The 14406-nt window shown below is 68.8% G+C and carries 12 protein-coding genes; 5 read left to right on the top strand and 7 right to left on the bottom strand.

The genetic code is table 11. The features are described from left to right. Positions 1-166 precede the first annotated feature (166 nt). The 6 genes from AVR91_RS40800 to AVR91_RS40775 form a co-directional block, all read right to left on the bottom strand. Entirely contained in the window at positions 167-1363 is a 1197-nt protein-coding gene (locus AVR91_RS40800) for a DNA polymerase III subunit delta' (protein WP_063275579.1), read from the bottom strand. After that, entirely contained in the window at positions 1360-3414 is a 2055-nt protein-coding gene (locus AVR91_RS40795; RefSeq protein ID WP_063275580.1) for a bifunctional MFS transporter/dTMP kinase, read from the bottom strand. The genes AVR91_RS40800 and AVR91_RS40795 overlap by 4 nt, the downstream gene beginning before the upstream one ends. Positions 3415-3560: 146 nt before the next feature. Continuing rightward, the gene (locus AVR91_RS40790; RefSeq protein ID WP_228708090.1) at positions 3561-4175 is read right to left on the bottom strand and encodes a hypothetical protein; all 615 of its coding nucleotides are present in this window, start codon (positions 4173-4175) and stop codon (positions 3561-3563) included. 13 nt (positions 4176-4188) lie between these two features. Continuing rightward, on the bottom strand, positions 4189-5430 hold the full coding sequence (locus tag AVR91_RS40785; protein WP_228709479.1) for a hypothetical protein: 1242 nt from the start codon (positions 5428-5430) through the stop codon (positions 4189-4191). Positions 5431-5442: 12 nt separating this feature from the next. Beyond that, positions 5443-6216, bottom strand: a complete 774-nt coding sequence (locus tag AVR91_RS40780) for an ESX secretion-associated protein EspG (RefSeq protein WP_063275583.1) — start codon at positions 6214-6216, stop codon at positions 5443-5445. Further along, complete coding sequence (locus AVR91_RS40775) at positions 6209-7000, bottom strand: ESX secretion-associated protein EspG (RefSeq protein WP_038520950.1); 792 nt, start codon at positions 6998-7000, stop codon at positions 6209-6211. The genes AVR91_RS40780 and AVR91_RS40775 overlap by 8 nt, the downstream gene beginning before the upstream one ends. A 112-nt stretch (positions 7001-7112) precedes the next feature. Between AVR91_RS40775 and AVR91_RS40770 the strand changes: the two genes are divergently transcribed. Genes AVR91_RS40770 through AVR91_RS40760 form a run of 3 tightly spaced genes read left to right on the top strand, consistent with a single transcriptional unit; the run spans position 7113 to position 9863 of the window. After that, entirely contained in the window at positions 7113-7703 is a 591-nt protein-coding gene (locus AVR91_RS40770; protein ID WP_063823177.1) for a TetR/AcrR family transcriptional regulator, read from the top strand. Positions 7704-7707: 4 nt separating this feature from the next. Continuing rightward, positions 7708-8334, top strand: coding sequence for a VC0807 family protein (locus tag AVR91_RS40765; protein ID WP_063275584.1), 627 nt, complete (start codon positions 7708-7710; stop codon positions 8332-8334). An 11-nt stretch (positions 8335-8345) separates the two neighbouring features. Beyond that, the gene (locus AVR91_RS40760; RefSeq protein WP_063275585.1) at positions 8346-9863 is read left to right on the top strand and encodes a carboxylesterase/lipase family protein; all 1518 of its coding nucleotides are present in this window, start codon (positions 8346-8348) and stop codon (positions 9861-9863) included. Between the two features lie 64 nt (positions 9864-9927). On the opposite strand, the gene topA is transcribed toward AVR91_RS40760, so the two are convergent. After that, complete coding sequence (gene topA, locus AVR91_RS40755) at positions 9928-12825, bottom strand: type I DNA topoisomerase (protein WP_211282829.1); 2898 nt, start codon at positions 12823-12825, stop codon at positions 9928-9930. A gap of 269 nt (positions 12826-13094) precedes the next feature. Between topA and AVR91_RS40750 the strand changes: the two genes are divergently transcribed. Next, a complete protein-coding gene (locus AVR91_RS40750; RefSeq protein ID WP_016337832.1) occupies positions 13095-13907 on the top strand; it encodes a S1 family peptidase in 813 nt (270 codons plus the stop codon). A 293-nt stretch (positions 13908-14200) separates the two neighbouring features. Further along, positions 14201-14406 (top strand): transposase (locus AVR91_RS40745; protein ID WP_083737944.1); only part of this gene is annotated, 206 nt, incomplete at its 3' end.

Raw genomic sequence — 14406 nt, 5'->3', positions numbered from 1 at the left:
CCGAATCCGAAGCGCCTTCACTTACCCACAGCACTTGTCCACAACCATCCCCACCTGTGGACAACTCCCGCGACCAGCCCTTTTCCCCCTCCACCCCCGGTAAACTGGACTCGGGGTCGCCCCCCTTGGGAAGGGCGGGGGGTGGGGTGGCGGAGCGAAGCGCGAATCAGCCCTGCCGCAGGGTGGTGACCATGGCTTCGACGGCGATCCTCGGCTTCACGTTCAGGTCGATCGCCTCGCGGCATTCCAGGACGGCTTCGAGCCGCCGCAGGATCGAGTCCGGCGCCCACGCGGAGGCGGCCTGCGAGATTTCCGAGGCGTGGTCCGGGTGGTTCAGCGTCGCGCCCGCGCCGCTCGCGGTCACGAGCACGTCCCGGTAGAACGCGGCCAGGTCCACCAGCGCGAGATCCAGGGTGTCCCGCTGCGTTCGGGTCGCGCGGGACTTCTGGCGCTTCTCGAGCTGCTTCACGGCGGCTTCGGCGGCGCGTTTCGCCCCGGCGACACCCTTTCCGGTGCCGTCACCGCCCATCGCGGTGCGGAGTTCGGAACGTTCGGCCTCGTCGCGGACCTTGCTCTCCTCGCCCGCGTCGGCCTCCGCGGCGCTGATCAGCTGGTCGGCGCAAGTGAACACATCGGACGGCCGCCGCAGGCCGAGCGGGATCCGCAGCACCGTCGCCCGCCGCTGCCGGGCCGCCTCGTCGGTGGCGAGCCGCCGCGCGCGGCCGACATGTCCACTTGAGACGGACGCGGCCCACCGCGCGCGTTCGGGATCGATGCCGTCCCGCTCCACGAGCACCTGCGCGATCGCCTCGACCGGCGGCGTCCGCAGAGTGACCAGACGGCACCGCGAGCGGATCGTCACCGACACGTCGTCCGGGTGATCCGACGGCGCGCACAGCAGGAACACCGTGCGATCCGGCGGCTCCTCGACGGCCTTCAGCAACGCGTTCGACGCGCCTTCGGTCAGCCTGTCGGAGTCCTCGATGATCACCACCTGCCACTTCCCGGTGGTCGGGCGGCGGGCCGCGGCCTGCACCAGCGAACGCATTTCCGCGACCGAGATCGAAAGACCTTCCGGCACGACGAGCTTGACGTCCGCGTGCGTCCCGGCCATCACGGTGCGGCAACCCGGGCATTCACCGCAGCCGGTACCGGTGCTGCATTGCAACGCCGCCGCGAAAACCCGCGCGGCCGTCGAGCGTCCCGAACCCGGCGGACCGGTGATCAGCCAGGCGTGCGTCATCGCGCCGGGCGCGACGGGCTGGTTGTCGATGATCCGGGCGGCCGCCGTCGACGCCGAGGAAAGCGTGCGCGCGGCAGGCTCCTGGCCGACGAGCTGTTTCCAGACACCGATCAGCGTCATCTCGCTTCGACCTTCTCCTCCGCCGGAGCGAGCCCGGCGAGCCTGCCGACGAGCACCGCGCGGATCGCGGTCCGCACCCGGTCGCTCACTTCGTCCTCGGTACCTTCCGCGTCGACCACGACATACCGGTCCGGGTCGGCGGCGGCCATCTCCGTGAGCAGATGCTGCACCCGCCACTGCGCGTCCAGCGACTCCGACTTCCGCATCACCGTGCCGGGATCGGCGTCCAGCAGGATGGTGATGTCGGGCCGCAGCCTGCCGGTCGCCCAGTCCGCGAGCCCTTCGAGCTCCTGGCTGTCCAGTCCGGCGACCGCGGACAGATGCGCCAGCGGCGAGTCCACGAACCGCTCCATCACCACGACGGAACCGGCGTCGAGCGCGGGCTGGATGTCCCGTTCGACGATGTCCGCCCGCACCGCGGCGGCGGCCAGCGCCTGCGCCCGCGCACCGGACAGCGAAGCGCCGGAGACGAGCTTCGCGAGCCGCTGATCGTCCAGCGCCGGATCGGCGGCCAGTACGACCGGACGCGTACCCGCGCGCAGCCATTCGGCCAGCCGCGCGGCCTGGGTCTCGGTGTTGATCGCCCGCGTGCCTTCTAGCGCGATCAGCAGCCCGTTCACGCGACGCGGGCTGCGGCGCAAAGCGTTGCGAAGGTCGGCGAGGATCGGTTCGGCCCGCCGGTCGTCCATCTGCCGGTACGCGAAGATGCCGGCGAGCAGCGCGAGGACACCGCCGCCGAGCATCACCGGCCGCGTCCCGTCGATCGTGATCGGACTGCCGAACACTTCGATCTTGCGAGTGTGGACGAGGCTGATCAGCAACGGCACCAGCACGGTCGAGCCGAACAGCACGATCTTCATCAGCGACTGGTAGATCGCGTTGATCCGGCCGCGGACGGCGTCCTCGATCCGCGAACCGATGATCGTGACACCGGTCAGGAACGCCGTCCCCGCCCAGACCCCGACCGCGGCGACCGCGACCAGCGAAACGGCGAGATGCGGCGACAGCGCCACCACGACGAGACAAAGGCCCGCGGCGACGATCGAGATCCCGAACAGCCGGTCGTGCGCGAGCCGCCTGGCGAGCTTCGGCGCCACCGCCATCCCGGTCGCGAGCCCGAGGAAGACGGCCAGGACGAGCAGGTTGAACGCCGCGTCACCGGCGAGCAGGCTGGACGAGTACGGCTTGGCGGAACCGATCACCGCGCCACCGGCGGCGAAGGCGCCGAAAGCACCGATCATCAGCCCGCGCACCAGCGGCGTCGTCCGCACGAACCGGGCGCCGTCGGCGATCATCTGCCGGAAGCCGAACTTCTCCTCGTCGGCGGCCTTGACCTTGGGCTTCTCGACCGCGTGGACGTTGCGCAGCGACAGCTCGGGGATCCGGGTCGCGATCACGATCGCGCTGGTCAGGTACAGCAGGCCGGTGATGACGACGGCGACCTTGGCGATGCCGAGCTGGGCATCGCCCTGGAAGAAGTGGAACGTGGTGTTGCTACCGGTGAGCACGGCGTTCGCCCCGGCCGCGGTGATCACCGCGAGGCCGTAGGTCATCACCATGCCGAGCTGGTTGGCCGTCTCGACCTGGTCCGGACGGCGCAGCAAGTTCGGCACCGCCGCGTCCTTCGACGGGATCCACATCATCGAGCAGCAGCCGACCAGGAAGTTGCCGACGAACACCCACCACGGGGTGCCGACGAACGCGATCGACAGCAGGAACCCGCACCGGCCGAGATCGCAGAGCACCATCACCTTGCGCCGGTCGAAGCGGTCGGCGAGCAGCCCGCCGAGCGGGGCGAACAGCAGCCCCGGCAGCAGCGAGGTCAGCACGACCCCGACGAACGCGAAGTTCTGCGCGGCGTAGTTGTCGGTCAGTTTGGTGACCAGACCGGTCAGCGTGAGGAGGTTCAGCCAGTCCGCGACGCTGCACAGATAGGACACACCCCAGATCCGGCGGAACGGCTTGATCGCCAGCACCCGCCGCACCCGGTGCATGGTGGAAGCGTCACGTCCCGACGGACCACTCGTGCCCGTCTCGGGCACCGACTGCACGCCCTCGCTGATACGCCCACCCCACTAGTCACGCGGCGCCGGGGTGCGACCCGGGTCAACACCGGGTACCCCGACCGTAGGGCCAGGGTATCCCGATGGGTGACTTCTGGACGGACGGCCCCGTCCGGCGGTATCCGCCGGACGGGTTACCCGAAGATCCCCGCGATGCTGTTGAACAGGCTCGCGAGCAGCTGGATGGCGAGCACCGCGAAGACGATCATGAGGGCGATCGCGATCATCACGCCGGCGGTGTTCGACGACGGTTTGCCAAGCCTCGGCATCTGCATGGAACGCTTGGCGCGCCGTACTTCGACCTCGGCCTCCTCGTCGACCTCGACCGGCTCTTCCGGCTTCGGACGACGGGGCGGGCGGATCAGCTGAGACGGCCTCGACGGCCAGGTCCGCTGCTGGGGCAGGATCCCGATCGGCGCAGCGCCTTGTTCACCCACCGTGCTGACGACCTTGGCGGGTGACGGGGCCGCGGTCTGTTCCGGGCCCGGGCTTTCGGCGGGCTGGTCGTCCGCGAGCATGGCCGCGCTGACCATCCTGCTCACGACTTCGGGGTCGTGCTGGACCGGTCCCGGCACCTGCACGTGGACGTCGTCGGCTCCCGCCGACGGATCTGCTTGGGCCGTCGTGCCGGTCGTGACCAGCCCGGACAGCGGGTCGGCGAACGTGTCGCCCGGAGGATCTGCCTGAGTGCCATCGCCTTTCACGAAGTCGGGGGCATCGAAGAAGGGAGTTCCGCCCTTCCCGCTCATGGTGACCACCTCACTACGGAATGTCCTCTGCTTCCAGGGTAACCACCTCGGCCCGCCGCACATCCGCCCAATGGGCCAGATAAATGTCACGCGCCGCGAGGCTGATCTTCACATCCTCCAGCAAAGGTTCGAAGAAAGAACGCCGGTACCGGGCGTCCGTCGCGGTCGATGCGGCGAAATACAAACCGGAGAAGACCGCGAGGAAAACGGAGACGTTGACGAGCGCGGAACTCACCGGGAGGGGGACACCCAGCAGTGTCCCTGGCGCCGATTCGCGGCCGGCGAACTCCGTCACGACCTCCGGGCTGAGGATCAGCACCCCGAACACGACGAAGAACGCGAACACCAGTACTCCGAACGCCACGATCTGCACCGCTTGGGCGAAGAACAGCACCAAGGCGATGTTCAGGCGCTCGGTCTTCGTCAGCGCGCGCCTGCCCGGGGGCGGGGTGTCGTCGTCGAACGGCGTGCCGCGCAGGACGGTCGCGCCGGGCTCCACGGTCCAGGACTTCAGCTCCTTGATCTCGTCGGACAGCATCGACGCCAGGAACACGGCGCCGATCAGCACGAGGAAGCCCACCACCAGCCATAACCGGCCGGGGGTCAGCCGTTCCACGGCCTGCCACAGCTCGGCGGTGAAGAAGCTGAACATCACCACCAGCAGAAGCAGCGGCAACGCCCGTGACGCCAGCGTGCCGATGGCCCTGACCTGGGCGACCGCGCTCCGCGCCGCCCAGGTGAGGATCGAGCCGACGCCGATCCGGACCAGCAGCATCAGCACGGCCAGCGCGACCAGATTGGTGAGCACGGCGACCCACAACGGGTTGTCCCACGACACCAGCCCGGTCAGCCGCTCGCCGAGCGGCAGCACGAGCAGCCAGAAGCCGATCGTCACCGCCATCACGGCCAACCGGACCCGGACGTGGCTCAGCACGCGAAGCAGCTTCGCCATCAGCCGTCCGGCGATCACCGGCACCACGACAACGGCGAACGTCAGCGCCAGCACGCCGAGCACGTAACCGACGCCGCTGCTGCGCATCCGGGCCGCGAGCACGTCCTCGGGGACGTCGAGCAGCTTCAGCAACGCGGCCAGCAGCAGGTCGAGCAGGCACAGGAACACCAGCCCGGGCGTGGATCGGCGCAACATGCCCGCTCCACGCCTCCGCCGGTGGATGACCATCGGCAGCCCTCGCCGCCGGAACCACGCGTCGGCCGCGCGCCGGTCCAGGTCCATGCCCGCATTCCCCCTCGTCATCGCCCAAGGCGGCTACGTCCGGCTCAAGTCCACCGCCTCGTGCAGCCAGCCCGCCAGTGCCCGGCGGTCCATTCCACCGAACATCAGCCACCCTTCGGAAGGGGCCGCGTACAGAACGAACCTCCCCAAATCGTTGTCCACGATCACGAAGCCGTAGTCCGGGTACTCGGCGTTCAGCCCACCGAAGGCGACCAGGTCGAGGATCGCCGTGCCGGTGCGCGGACGGCTCAGCGTGTCGGCGACCAGCCCGACCTCTTCCTCCTGGCCGGGCAACGGCACTCCGTGCTCGTCGATCCTGATGCGCATCGGCTCGGTCTCCCCGGCGGGCACGTGCGGGAGCCCGCCGAAGACCCGGGCTCCCAGCTCGCCGAAATCGCTGAGGCTGAACGTCGTCCGCCGCCCCGACCGCATCCGCCAGACGACCGCCTGATGCCCGTCTCCGTAGCAATCGACGCGCACCGAACGCGGCGCGGACGCGAAGACGCCGGTGAGGACGCCGCGCACCGAACCGCGCAGCATCACGCCGTGCATCTGGACCGCGGCCGGATGGATCTCGCCGTTCTCCATCAGCCCGGCCTCTTCGAGCATCGCCGCCTTGGCCGCGTACCGCTCGGCCTGGGTGACGAGATCCGCCGGCTCGTCGTAGGACGGGCACAGCCGCCGGATCTCGTCGTCGGTGATCTCCGGGTCGTAGCCCAGGTACACGCTCCGCCGCTCGGGCACCGCGCGCAGCACCGGCTCGGCGGCCCGCCTCATCAGTTCCTTCACGGTCGCCGGTTCACGCATGGTTCTGCACCGCCTTCACGATCCATTGCTCGGCCGTCGACCGGCTGGCCGGGCCCCAGGTGAGCGTCCAGCGGCCGTCGCCGTCCATCGCCGCGCTGAACTGGTACCGGCCGAGGTCGTTGTCGACCAGGCCGAACGCGCCGTGCGGATACTCGGCGAGGATCGAGTTCCGCACCGCGAGATCGACGAGGACCGTGCCGTGCCGCGGCCGCGAAGCGCCTTCACGGATCACCTCGACGGCCTCGCGGGCCCGCAGCGGGATCAGCCCGCCGGCGTCCGTCACGATGCGCACCGTCTCGCCGGTGCCCGGCGGATGGTCGGGCAGGCCGTCGAACACCCAGCCCGGCAGCGCGCTGAGGAAACCGGACCGCAGCCGCGCCCGCCTGCCGAGCTTGTTCAGCACCGTGGTGTAGTCCTCGTCGCCGAAGAACCGGACCTCCCACGGCTCCGGACGCGACGGGAAGACACCGGTCACGACGCCGCGGATGAAGCCGCCACGCAGCGCGCGATACAGCCCGACGGCCTCGGGCGTGACCTCGCCGCCGGGGGCCAGCCCGATGGTCGCCATCCCGCTCACGAACCGGGTGTACTGCTCCACCTCCTCGGCCAGGGTGAGCCCTGGAGTCGGCTCCTCGTCGGCCAGCACCGGCGGCACGGCGAGCTCCGGGTCGTAGAACTCCATCACCGAGGGACGCTCCGGAACCTCGGCTGCCAGCGGGGCGATGACCTCGTCGATGACGTCGAAGACAGCGGTCGTTGAAGTGCTCACCTGACCATTGAACACCCTGGTACCGACAATTTTTAGAACTTTTGTTCGAACGGGTGAGGCGGTTCGGCGAGCGGTCGGTGAGCGGTCGCCGGTGGACGGATTTGCTCAGCTGAGCTATTTTTTGCTCATGCGAGCAAAGGCGAAGACGTTCACCGAGAGTGCGAGACGGGCACAGATCGTGGCCGCGGCCATCGAGACGATCGCGGAGCTCGGCTACACGCGCGCGTCGTTCGCTCGGATCGCGAAACAGGCGAAGTTGTCGAGCACCGGGCTCATCTCGTACCACTTCGCGAACAAGGAGGAACTCGTCCGCACGGTCCTCGAAGACGTCTTCCGCGAGATCGGCGCGTTCATGGCCGAGCGGATGAGCGAACCCGCGTCGGCGAGCGGGGCGCTGCGGACGTACCTGGAGGCGAACCTTGAGTTCGCGGCCGCGCAGCCGACCCGGATGCGCGCGTTGCTGAACATCTTCCTCGGCGGCGCCCTCGACTACGACCCGGCGAGTGAGCGCGCGGCGCTGGAGCCGGTCGAACGCATCCTGCGCTGGGGCCAGGAGTCTGGCGAGTTCCGTGAGTTCGACGTCCACGTGATGGCGACGACCATCCGGCGTTCGGTGGAGGGCCCGGTGTTCCTGCTCGCGGGCACGCCGGAGCTGGATCTCACCACCTATGCGGCCGAACTGGTGACCCTCTTCGATCTGGCGACCCGAAGGCAGTGATCCCGTGATCCGGCAGTGGGGTGTGGTGCTCCTCGAAGTCGTCGTGCCCGTCGCGGGGTACTACGTGCTTCGCGGCTTCGGCGTCGACGCGCTCTTCGCGCTCGCGCTCTGCGCCCTGCCGACGGTCCTCTTCGTCGTCTATCGGGCGATCCGGTGGCGGAAGATCGACACTCTCGCGATCTTCGTGCTGACGATCTTCGCGATCAGCGCCGGCGTCTCGTTCGTGACCGGCAGTCCCCGGTTCATGCTGGCGAAGGCGGGCTGGGTCACCGGGGTGATCGGCGCCGGTTTCCTGATCTCGCTGCTGTTCTCCAGGCCACTCGCGTTCGGCATGGCCCGCTCGATGATCGCGAAGAGCCGTTTCGCGGACTCGCTGCGCGCCGCCGAATGGGACGAGCTGTGGCCGCGGCACGCGTGGTTCCGGCGGGTGTGGCGGGTCGCGACCGTCCTGTGGGGTGTCGCCCTGATCGCCGACGCCGCCGGGCGGGTCCTGCTGGCGTACACGCTGCCGGTCGATTCCGTGCCCGCCCTCGGCACCGCGCTGTACGGCGTCACGTTCGTCGCCGTGCAGGTTCTGCAGCACCTGTATTTCCGCCGCGTCGGGCTCTGGCACCGGCTCGCGGCGTCCTGAAAGGACCTCTCATGCATCTTCTGCTGGCCATCGTCACCGGCCTTCTCACGATCGTCGCCCCCGCGGATCCGCTCGTCGTGCGCACCGACGCGGGGCCGGTCCGCGGGATGGAGTCCGGGCCGACGCGGACGTTCAACGGGATCAGGTTCGCCGCACCGCCCGTCGGTGAGGACCGGTGGAAGCCGCCGCGACCGCCCGAACCGTGGAAGGACGTCGCCGACGCGACGAAACCCGGCCCCGCCTGCACGCAGCTCATGCCGGGCAGCGCCGAGGACTGTCTCTTCCTGAACGTCACCGTGCCGCGCGACGCGGGCGATCGACGGCTTCCGGTGCTGGTGTGGCTGCACGGCGGCGGCTACACGATGGACGCGGGAAGCCTTTACGGCGCGCAGCGCCTGGCTGATCAGGGCGACGTCGTCGTGGTGACGACGAACTACCGGCTCGGTGTCTTCGGCTACTTCGGTCTTCCCGGCCTCGCGGGCTCCGGCGACTTCGGGCTCATGGACCAGCTTTCCGCGCTGCGCTGGACCCAGCGCAACATCGCCGCGTTCGGCGGCGACCCGCGGAACGTGACGGTGGCCGGGCAGTCGTCGGGCGGGATGAGCACCTGCGCGCTGCTCACCTCGCCCGCCGCGACCGGCCTGTTCCACAAGGCCGCGATCATGTCCGGCTCGTGCCTGCTGAACTGGCCTCCCGGCGGTCTCATCCCGAACCAGGAAGCGCAAACGCCCTACGCTCCGCTCGCGAAAACGGAAGCCGACGGCGCGGCGGTGGCCGCGAGTCACGGCTGCGCGGGCCCGGACGCGCTCGATTGCCTGCGACGTCTTCCGGCCGCCGACCTGATGAAGGACAACCAGACCTTCGCCAATCACCTGACCTACGGGACTCCGCTGCTCCCGCTCGACCCCGCGAAAGCCGTGCGGCGGGGCGCTTTCCACCGGGTGCCGGTGATTTCGGGCGGCACGCACGACGAGATGCGCGCGTTCATCGCCGGGGTCGAGCAGCTCAAGCCGATCACCGAGGAGCGCTATCAGGAGTTCTTGCGGAAGTCGTTCGGCGAGCACGCGGACGAGGTCGAGGCCGAATACCCGTCGCGGGACTACCTGTCGCCCGCTTTGGCTTGGGCGACCGTGACCACCGACCGGTCGTGGGCGTGCCCGACGGCGGAAGGGAACCGGCTGCTTTCGCGGCGGACTTCCGTGCACGCCTACGAGTTCGACGACAAGAACGCGCCCAACGTCAACCGCATCGAGGTACCGACCGTGCCGCACGGCGCGGCGCACGCGCTGGATCTGGTCTATCTCTTCGAACTCAGCGGGGTGGAGGAGTCGCTGGACGCGGCACAGCGACGGCTTTCGCGGCAGATGATCGCGTACTGGACCACCTTCATGCGCACGGGTGATCCGAACGGGCCAGGATCGCCGCGCTGGGATTCGGATGCCGTGCTTTCACTCGCCCCGGACGCGATTCGCCCGGTCGCGCATGCGGCCGACCACCGGTGCGGCTTTTGGGCGGGTCTGCGCTCCTGACCGCGAACGCCAGGAAAGGACCGTTCCTTGCAAATTTTGCAAGGAACGGTCCTTTCCTGGCGCGCTACTTCGTCTTCGTGGCCGTCGAGCGCGTCGAAGGCTTCTTCGCCGCTGTCGACTTCGCTGCCGTCGACTTGGTCGCGGTGGTCTTCTTGGCCGCGGTCGTCTTGGTGGCCGTCGTCTTCGACGCCGCCGTCTTCCGTGCCGGAGCCTTGCGCTTGGGCGCCGGACCCTTCGCGCGCTTCTCCGCCAGCAGTTCGGCGGCGCGCTCGGCGGTCAACTCCTCGATGCTGTCCGACTTCCGCAGCGTCGCGTTGTACTCGCCATCGGTCACATACGGGCCGAAGCGGCCGTCCTTGACCACCATCGGCTTACCGGACACAGGGTCGTCGCCGAGCTCCTTGAGCGGCGGCTTCGCGGTCGCGGACCGGCCACGCTGCTTCGGCTCCGAGTAGATCTTCAGCGCCTCTTCGAGCGTGATCGAGAACAGCTGGTCCTCGGTGGTGAGCGAACGCGAGTCCGTGCCCTTCTTCAGGTACGGCCCGTAGCGCCCGTTCTGCGCGGTGATCTCGTCGCCGGACTCCGGGTCCTTGCCGACCACGCGCGGCAGCGAAAGCAGCTTCAGCGCGTCTTCGAGGGTCATCGTCTCGATCGACATCGACTTGAACAGCGAGCCCGTCCGCGGCTTCGGCTGCTTCGCCTTCGCGGCCTTCTTCTGCGCGGCGGTCGCGCCTTCGGGCAGCGGCTCCGGCTCGGGCAGGAGCTCGGTGACGTACGGGCCGAAGCGGCCTTCCTTCGCGACGATCTCGTGCCCGCTGACCGGGTCCTTGCCGAGCACGCGGCCTTCCTGCGGCGTCGCGAACAGCTTCTCCGCGATCTCCTTGGTCAGCTCGTCCGGCGGCAGGTCCTCCGGCAGGTTCGCCCGCTGCGACGTCCCGTCCACCTCGCGCTCGAGGTACGGGCCGTAGCGGCCGACGCGCACGACGACGGTGTGCCCGTCGGCGTCGCTGAACAGCGGGATCGAGTTGATCTCGCGGGCGTCGATGTCCTCGACACCCGAGCCGACCAGCTTCTTCAGCCCGCCGAGTCGGCCGACGGAACCGTCGACGCCCATGTCGCCGCCGAAGTAGAACTTCGACAGCCACTGCGTCCGGTGCTCGTCGCCGGCGGCGATGCGGTCGAGCTCGTCCTCCATGCCGGCGGTGAAGTCGTAGTCGACCAGCCGCTCGAAATGCCGCTCCATCAGGCCGATCACGGCGAACGCGACCCAGGAGGGCACCAGCGCGGAACCCTTCTTCCACACGTAGCCGCGGTCCTGGATGGTCTTGATGATCGACGCGTACGTCGACGGGCGGCCGATGCCCAGCTCTTCGAGCTTGCTGACCAGGCTCGGCTCCGAGTAGCGCGCCGGCGGCGACGTGGTGTGCCCGTCCGGGCTCAGCTCGGTCGCGGTCAGCGCCTGGTCCTTGACCAGCTGCGGGAGACGGCTCTGCTTGTCGTCCGCCTCGCCACCGCTTTCGGTGTCGACGGCCTCGACGTACGCCTTGAGGAAACCGGCGAAGGTGATCGTGCGGCCCGACGAGGCGAACGTGCACTCCTCGCCACTGGTGGCCGTGCCGACGATGCGCACCGACATCGTGGTGCCCTTCGCGTCCGCCATCTGCGACGCGATCGTGCGCTGCCAGATCATCTCGTAAAGGCGGTACTCGTCGGTGTCCAGATCCTTCGCGACCTGGCCCGGCGTGCGGAAGACCTCGCCCGAAGGACGGATCGCCTCGTGGGCTTCCTGCGCGTTCTTCACCTTGCGGGTGTACTGGCGCGGCGACGGCGAGACGTACTCCTTGCCGTACAGCTGCGTGGCCTGGCTGCGCGCCGCCGAGATCGCCGACTCCGACAGCGTCGTGGAGTCGGTACGCATATAGGTGATGTACCCGTTCTCGTACAGCTTCTGCGCGATCCGCATGGTGCGCTCGGAGGTGAACCGCAGCTTGCGGCCCGCCTCCTGCTGCAGGGTCGAGGTCATGAAGGGCGCGTACGGCTTGCGCGTGTACGGCTTCTCCTCGACGCTCGCGACCTTGAAGTCGCGGTTCTTCAGCGCCTCGGCCAGCCGGACGGCGTCGGCCTCGGCCAGCACGCGGATCTCGGTGTTCGACGCTTTGAGCTGCCCGTCCGAGCCGAAGTCACGGCCGGTCGCCAGCCGGGCGCCGTCGACGGCGATCATCCTGGCCGGGAAGTTGCGGGGGGACGCTTCGGCACCGGCGTCCATCGTCGCGGAGATGTCCCAGTACGACGCCGAGGTGAAGCGCATGCGCTCGCGCTCCCGCTCGACCACGATCCTGGTCGCCACCGACTGTACGCGGCCGGCCGAAAGCTTCGGCATGACCTTCTTCCACAGCACGGGCGAGACCTCGTAGCCGTAGAGCCGGTCCAGGATGCGGCGGGTCTCCTGCGCGTCGACGAGGTCCCCGTCGAGCTCGCGGGTGCTGTCGGCCGCGGCGCGGATCGCCTGCTCGGTGACCTCGTGGAAGACCATCCGGCGCACCGGGACCTTCGGCTTGAGGGTCTCCAGCAGATGCCACGCGATGGCCTCGCCCTCGCGGTCGGGGTCCGTGGCGAGGTAGAGCTCGTCGACGTCCTTCAGCAGGCCCTTCAGCTCCGTGACCTTGGACTTCTTGTCCGGCGTGACGACGTAGAGCGCCTTGAAGTCGTTGTCGACGTCGACACCCAGCCGCGCCCACGACTCGCCCTTGTACTGGGCGGGCACGTCGGCCGCGCCGCGGGGAAGGTCGCGGATGTGTCCGACGGAGGACTCCACGACGTAGTTACCGCCGAGGTACGGGGCGATCTTGCGGGCCTTGGTCGGCGACTCGACGATCACCAGCCGACGACGGCCCGCGCCGTCGTCCGACGCCGCGGTCTTCTTCGTCCGTGCTCCTGCCACGCTGTCCTGCTCTCCGCTCATCTTCGGCGCCTTCGCGCCGCCTCTCGACCCGTCAGTGTGCACGCTCGCACCGCCCGGACCACGGCTAGGTGGTGCAACACGCCGCCGATCGTGTGTCCAGCGCATCGCCGCTGACCTCGTCGATGTTTCCTTTCAACACCTAGCACGTGATGTCGGACACGTCCGCCTGGGGTCCCGCGTGACGGGGTGAACACCCTCCGTTCGACGGTGGTGACACCGTGGCCGCCAACGCTTCACTTGATGTCCACGCCGACCCGAAAGGACTCCACGTGACCCGACGACTCCTCGGCACCCTGTTCGCCATGCTGACCGCGTCCGCCCTGGTCGGAACCGCACCGGCGGAAGCGGCCACCACCACCTTCGCCGGAACGGTGGCGTTGTCGAACTGCTCCGGGTCGGTGGTCAAACCGCCCGAGGCGAGCCTCGACGACCCCGCCCTTGTCCTTTCCAACGGGCATTGCCTGCAAGAAGGTTTCCCGGACCCCGGGGAAGTAATCGTCGACAAGCCCTCGTCACGGACGTTCAGCCTGCTGTCCAAGGACGGCCGCTCGTCGCTGGGCACGCTCAAGGCGAAGAAGCTGCTCTACGCCACGATGACCGACACCGACGTCTCGCTCTACCAGCTCGACACGAGCTACGCCAAGATCAAGTCGAGGTACGGCATCGCCCCGCTGACGCTCTCGCCCACCCGTCCGTCGGCGGGGATCGCGATGGACGTGGTCTCGGGATATTGGAAGAAGATCTACTCCTGCAACATCGACGGCTTCGTCCACGAGCTCCATGAGGCGGACTGGGTCTGGAAGGACTCGATCCGGTACACCTCGGCGTGCAAGACGATCGGCGGGACCTCGGGGTCGCCCATCATCGAGACCTCGACCGGGAAGGTCGTCGGCGTCAACAACACCGGCAACGAAAGCGGCCAGCGGTGCACGATGAACAACCCGTGCGAGGTCGACGCGGCCGGGAACGTGACCGTGCGGCAGGGCATCAACTACGGGGAGCAGACCTACCAGCTGACCTCCTGCCTTTCGCACAGTGAACTCGACCTCGCGAACCCGAACTGCCGGGCACCGAAGCCCTGACCCTTTCTCCCTCGCTGGACGGACAGCGGCTGATCGCGGGTCCGGTGGGGCGTGAGTGGCGTTTCGGGCCAGGGCCGACCCTGTCCTGGATCGGTCTCGCGTGACCGGATGGACGACACAAGTGATCCGACGGACGACACGCGTGTCTGGACGGACGACTCGCGGTGAAGGTTTCGCCGTGGTCGTGGCGTCCATCTGGTCACGTGTGTCGTCCGCCTGATCACACGTGTGGAGTTGCCCCCTGGGAGCGGACACCTTGATTCCAGACGCTGGTCTGGAGGGAGGATGTCCTGGTGTCCCGCAGGTCGAAGTATCCGGAGCAGTTCCGTCGTGACGCGATCGAGCTGGTGAATACGAGTGATCGCCCGTTGCGTCAGATCGCTCGTGAGCTGGGCGTTAACCATGAGACCTTGCGGTCGTGGGTGAATACCGCCAAGCAAGCCGTGGAGGCCGGGCCGGTGGAGGATCCCGCGGTCGCCGATGAGGTGCAGCGGTTGCG

The sequence above is a fragment of the Amycolatopsis keratiniphila subsp. keratiniphila genome, assembly GCF_001620365.2.
In the GTDB taxonomy this organism is placed as follows: domain Bacteria; phylum Actinomycetota; class Actinomycetes; order Mycobacteriales; family Pseudonocardiaceae; genus Amycolatopsis; species Amycolatopsis keratiniphila.
Note: the sequence above shows the minus strand (reverse complement) of the source record. Positions and strands in the feature narration are given on the sequence as shown.

Excerpts from the sequence above, each read along its gene's own strand:
- AVR91_RS40790 (WP_228708090.1), bottom strand. The coding sequence starts at position 4,175 with ATGAGCGGGAAGGGCGGAACTCCCTTCTTCGATGCCCCCGACTTCGTG.
- AVR91_RS40785 (WP_228709479.1), bottom strand. The coding sequence starts at position 5,430 with ATGACGAGGGGGAATGCGGGCATGGACCTGGACCGGCGCGCGGCCGAC.
- AVR91_RS40780 (WP_063275583.1), bottom strand. The coding sequence starts at position 6,216 with ATGCGTGAACCGGCGACCGTGAAGGAACTGATGAGGCGGGCCGCCGAG.
- AVR91_RS40770 (WP_063823177.1), top strand. The coding sequence starts at position 7,113 with ATGCGAGCAAAGGCGAAGACGTTCACCGAGAGTGCGAGACGGGCACAG.
- AVR91_RS40800 (WP_063275579.1), bottom strand. The coding sequence starts at position 1,363 with ATGACGCTGATCGGTGTCTGGAAACAGCTCGTCGGCCAGGAGCCTGCC.
- AVR91_RS40760 (WP_063275585.1), top strand. The coding sequence starts at position 8,346 with ATGCATCTTCTGCTGGCCATCGTCACCGGCCTTCTCACGATCGTCGCC.
- topA (WP_211282829.1), bottom strand. The coding sequence starts at position 12,825 with ATGAGCGGAGAGCAGGACAGCGTGGCAGGAGCACGGACGAAGAAGACC.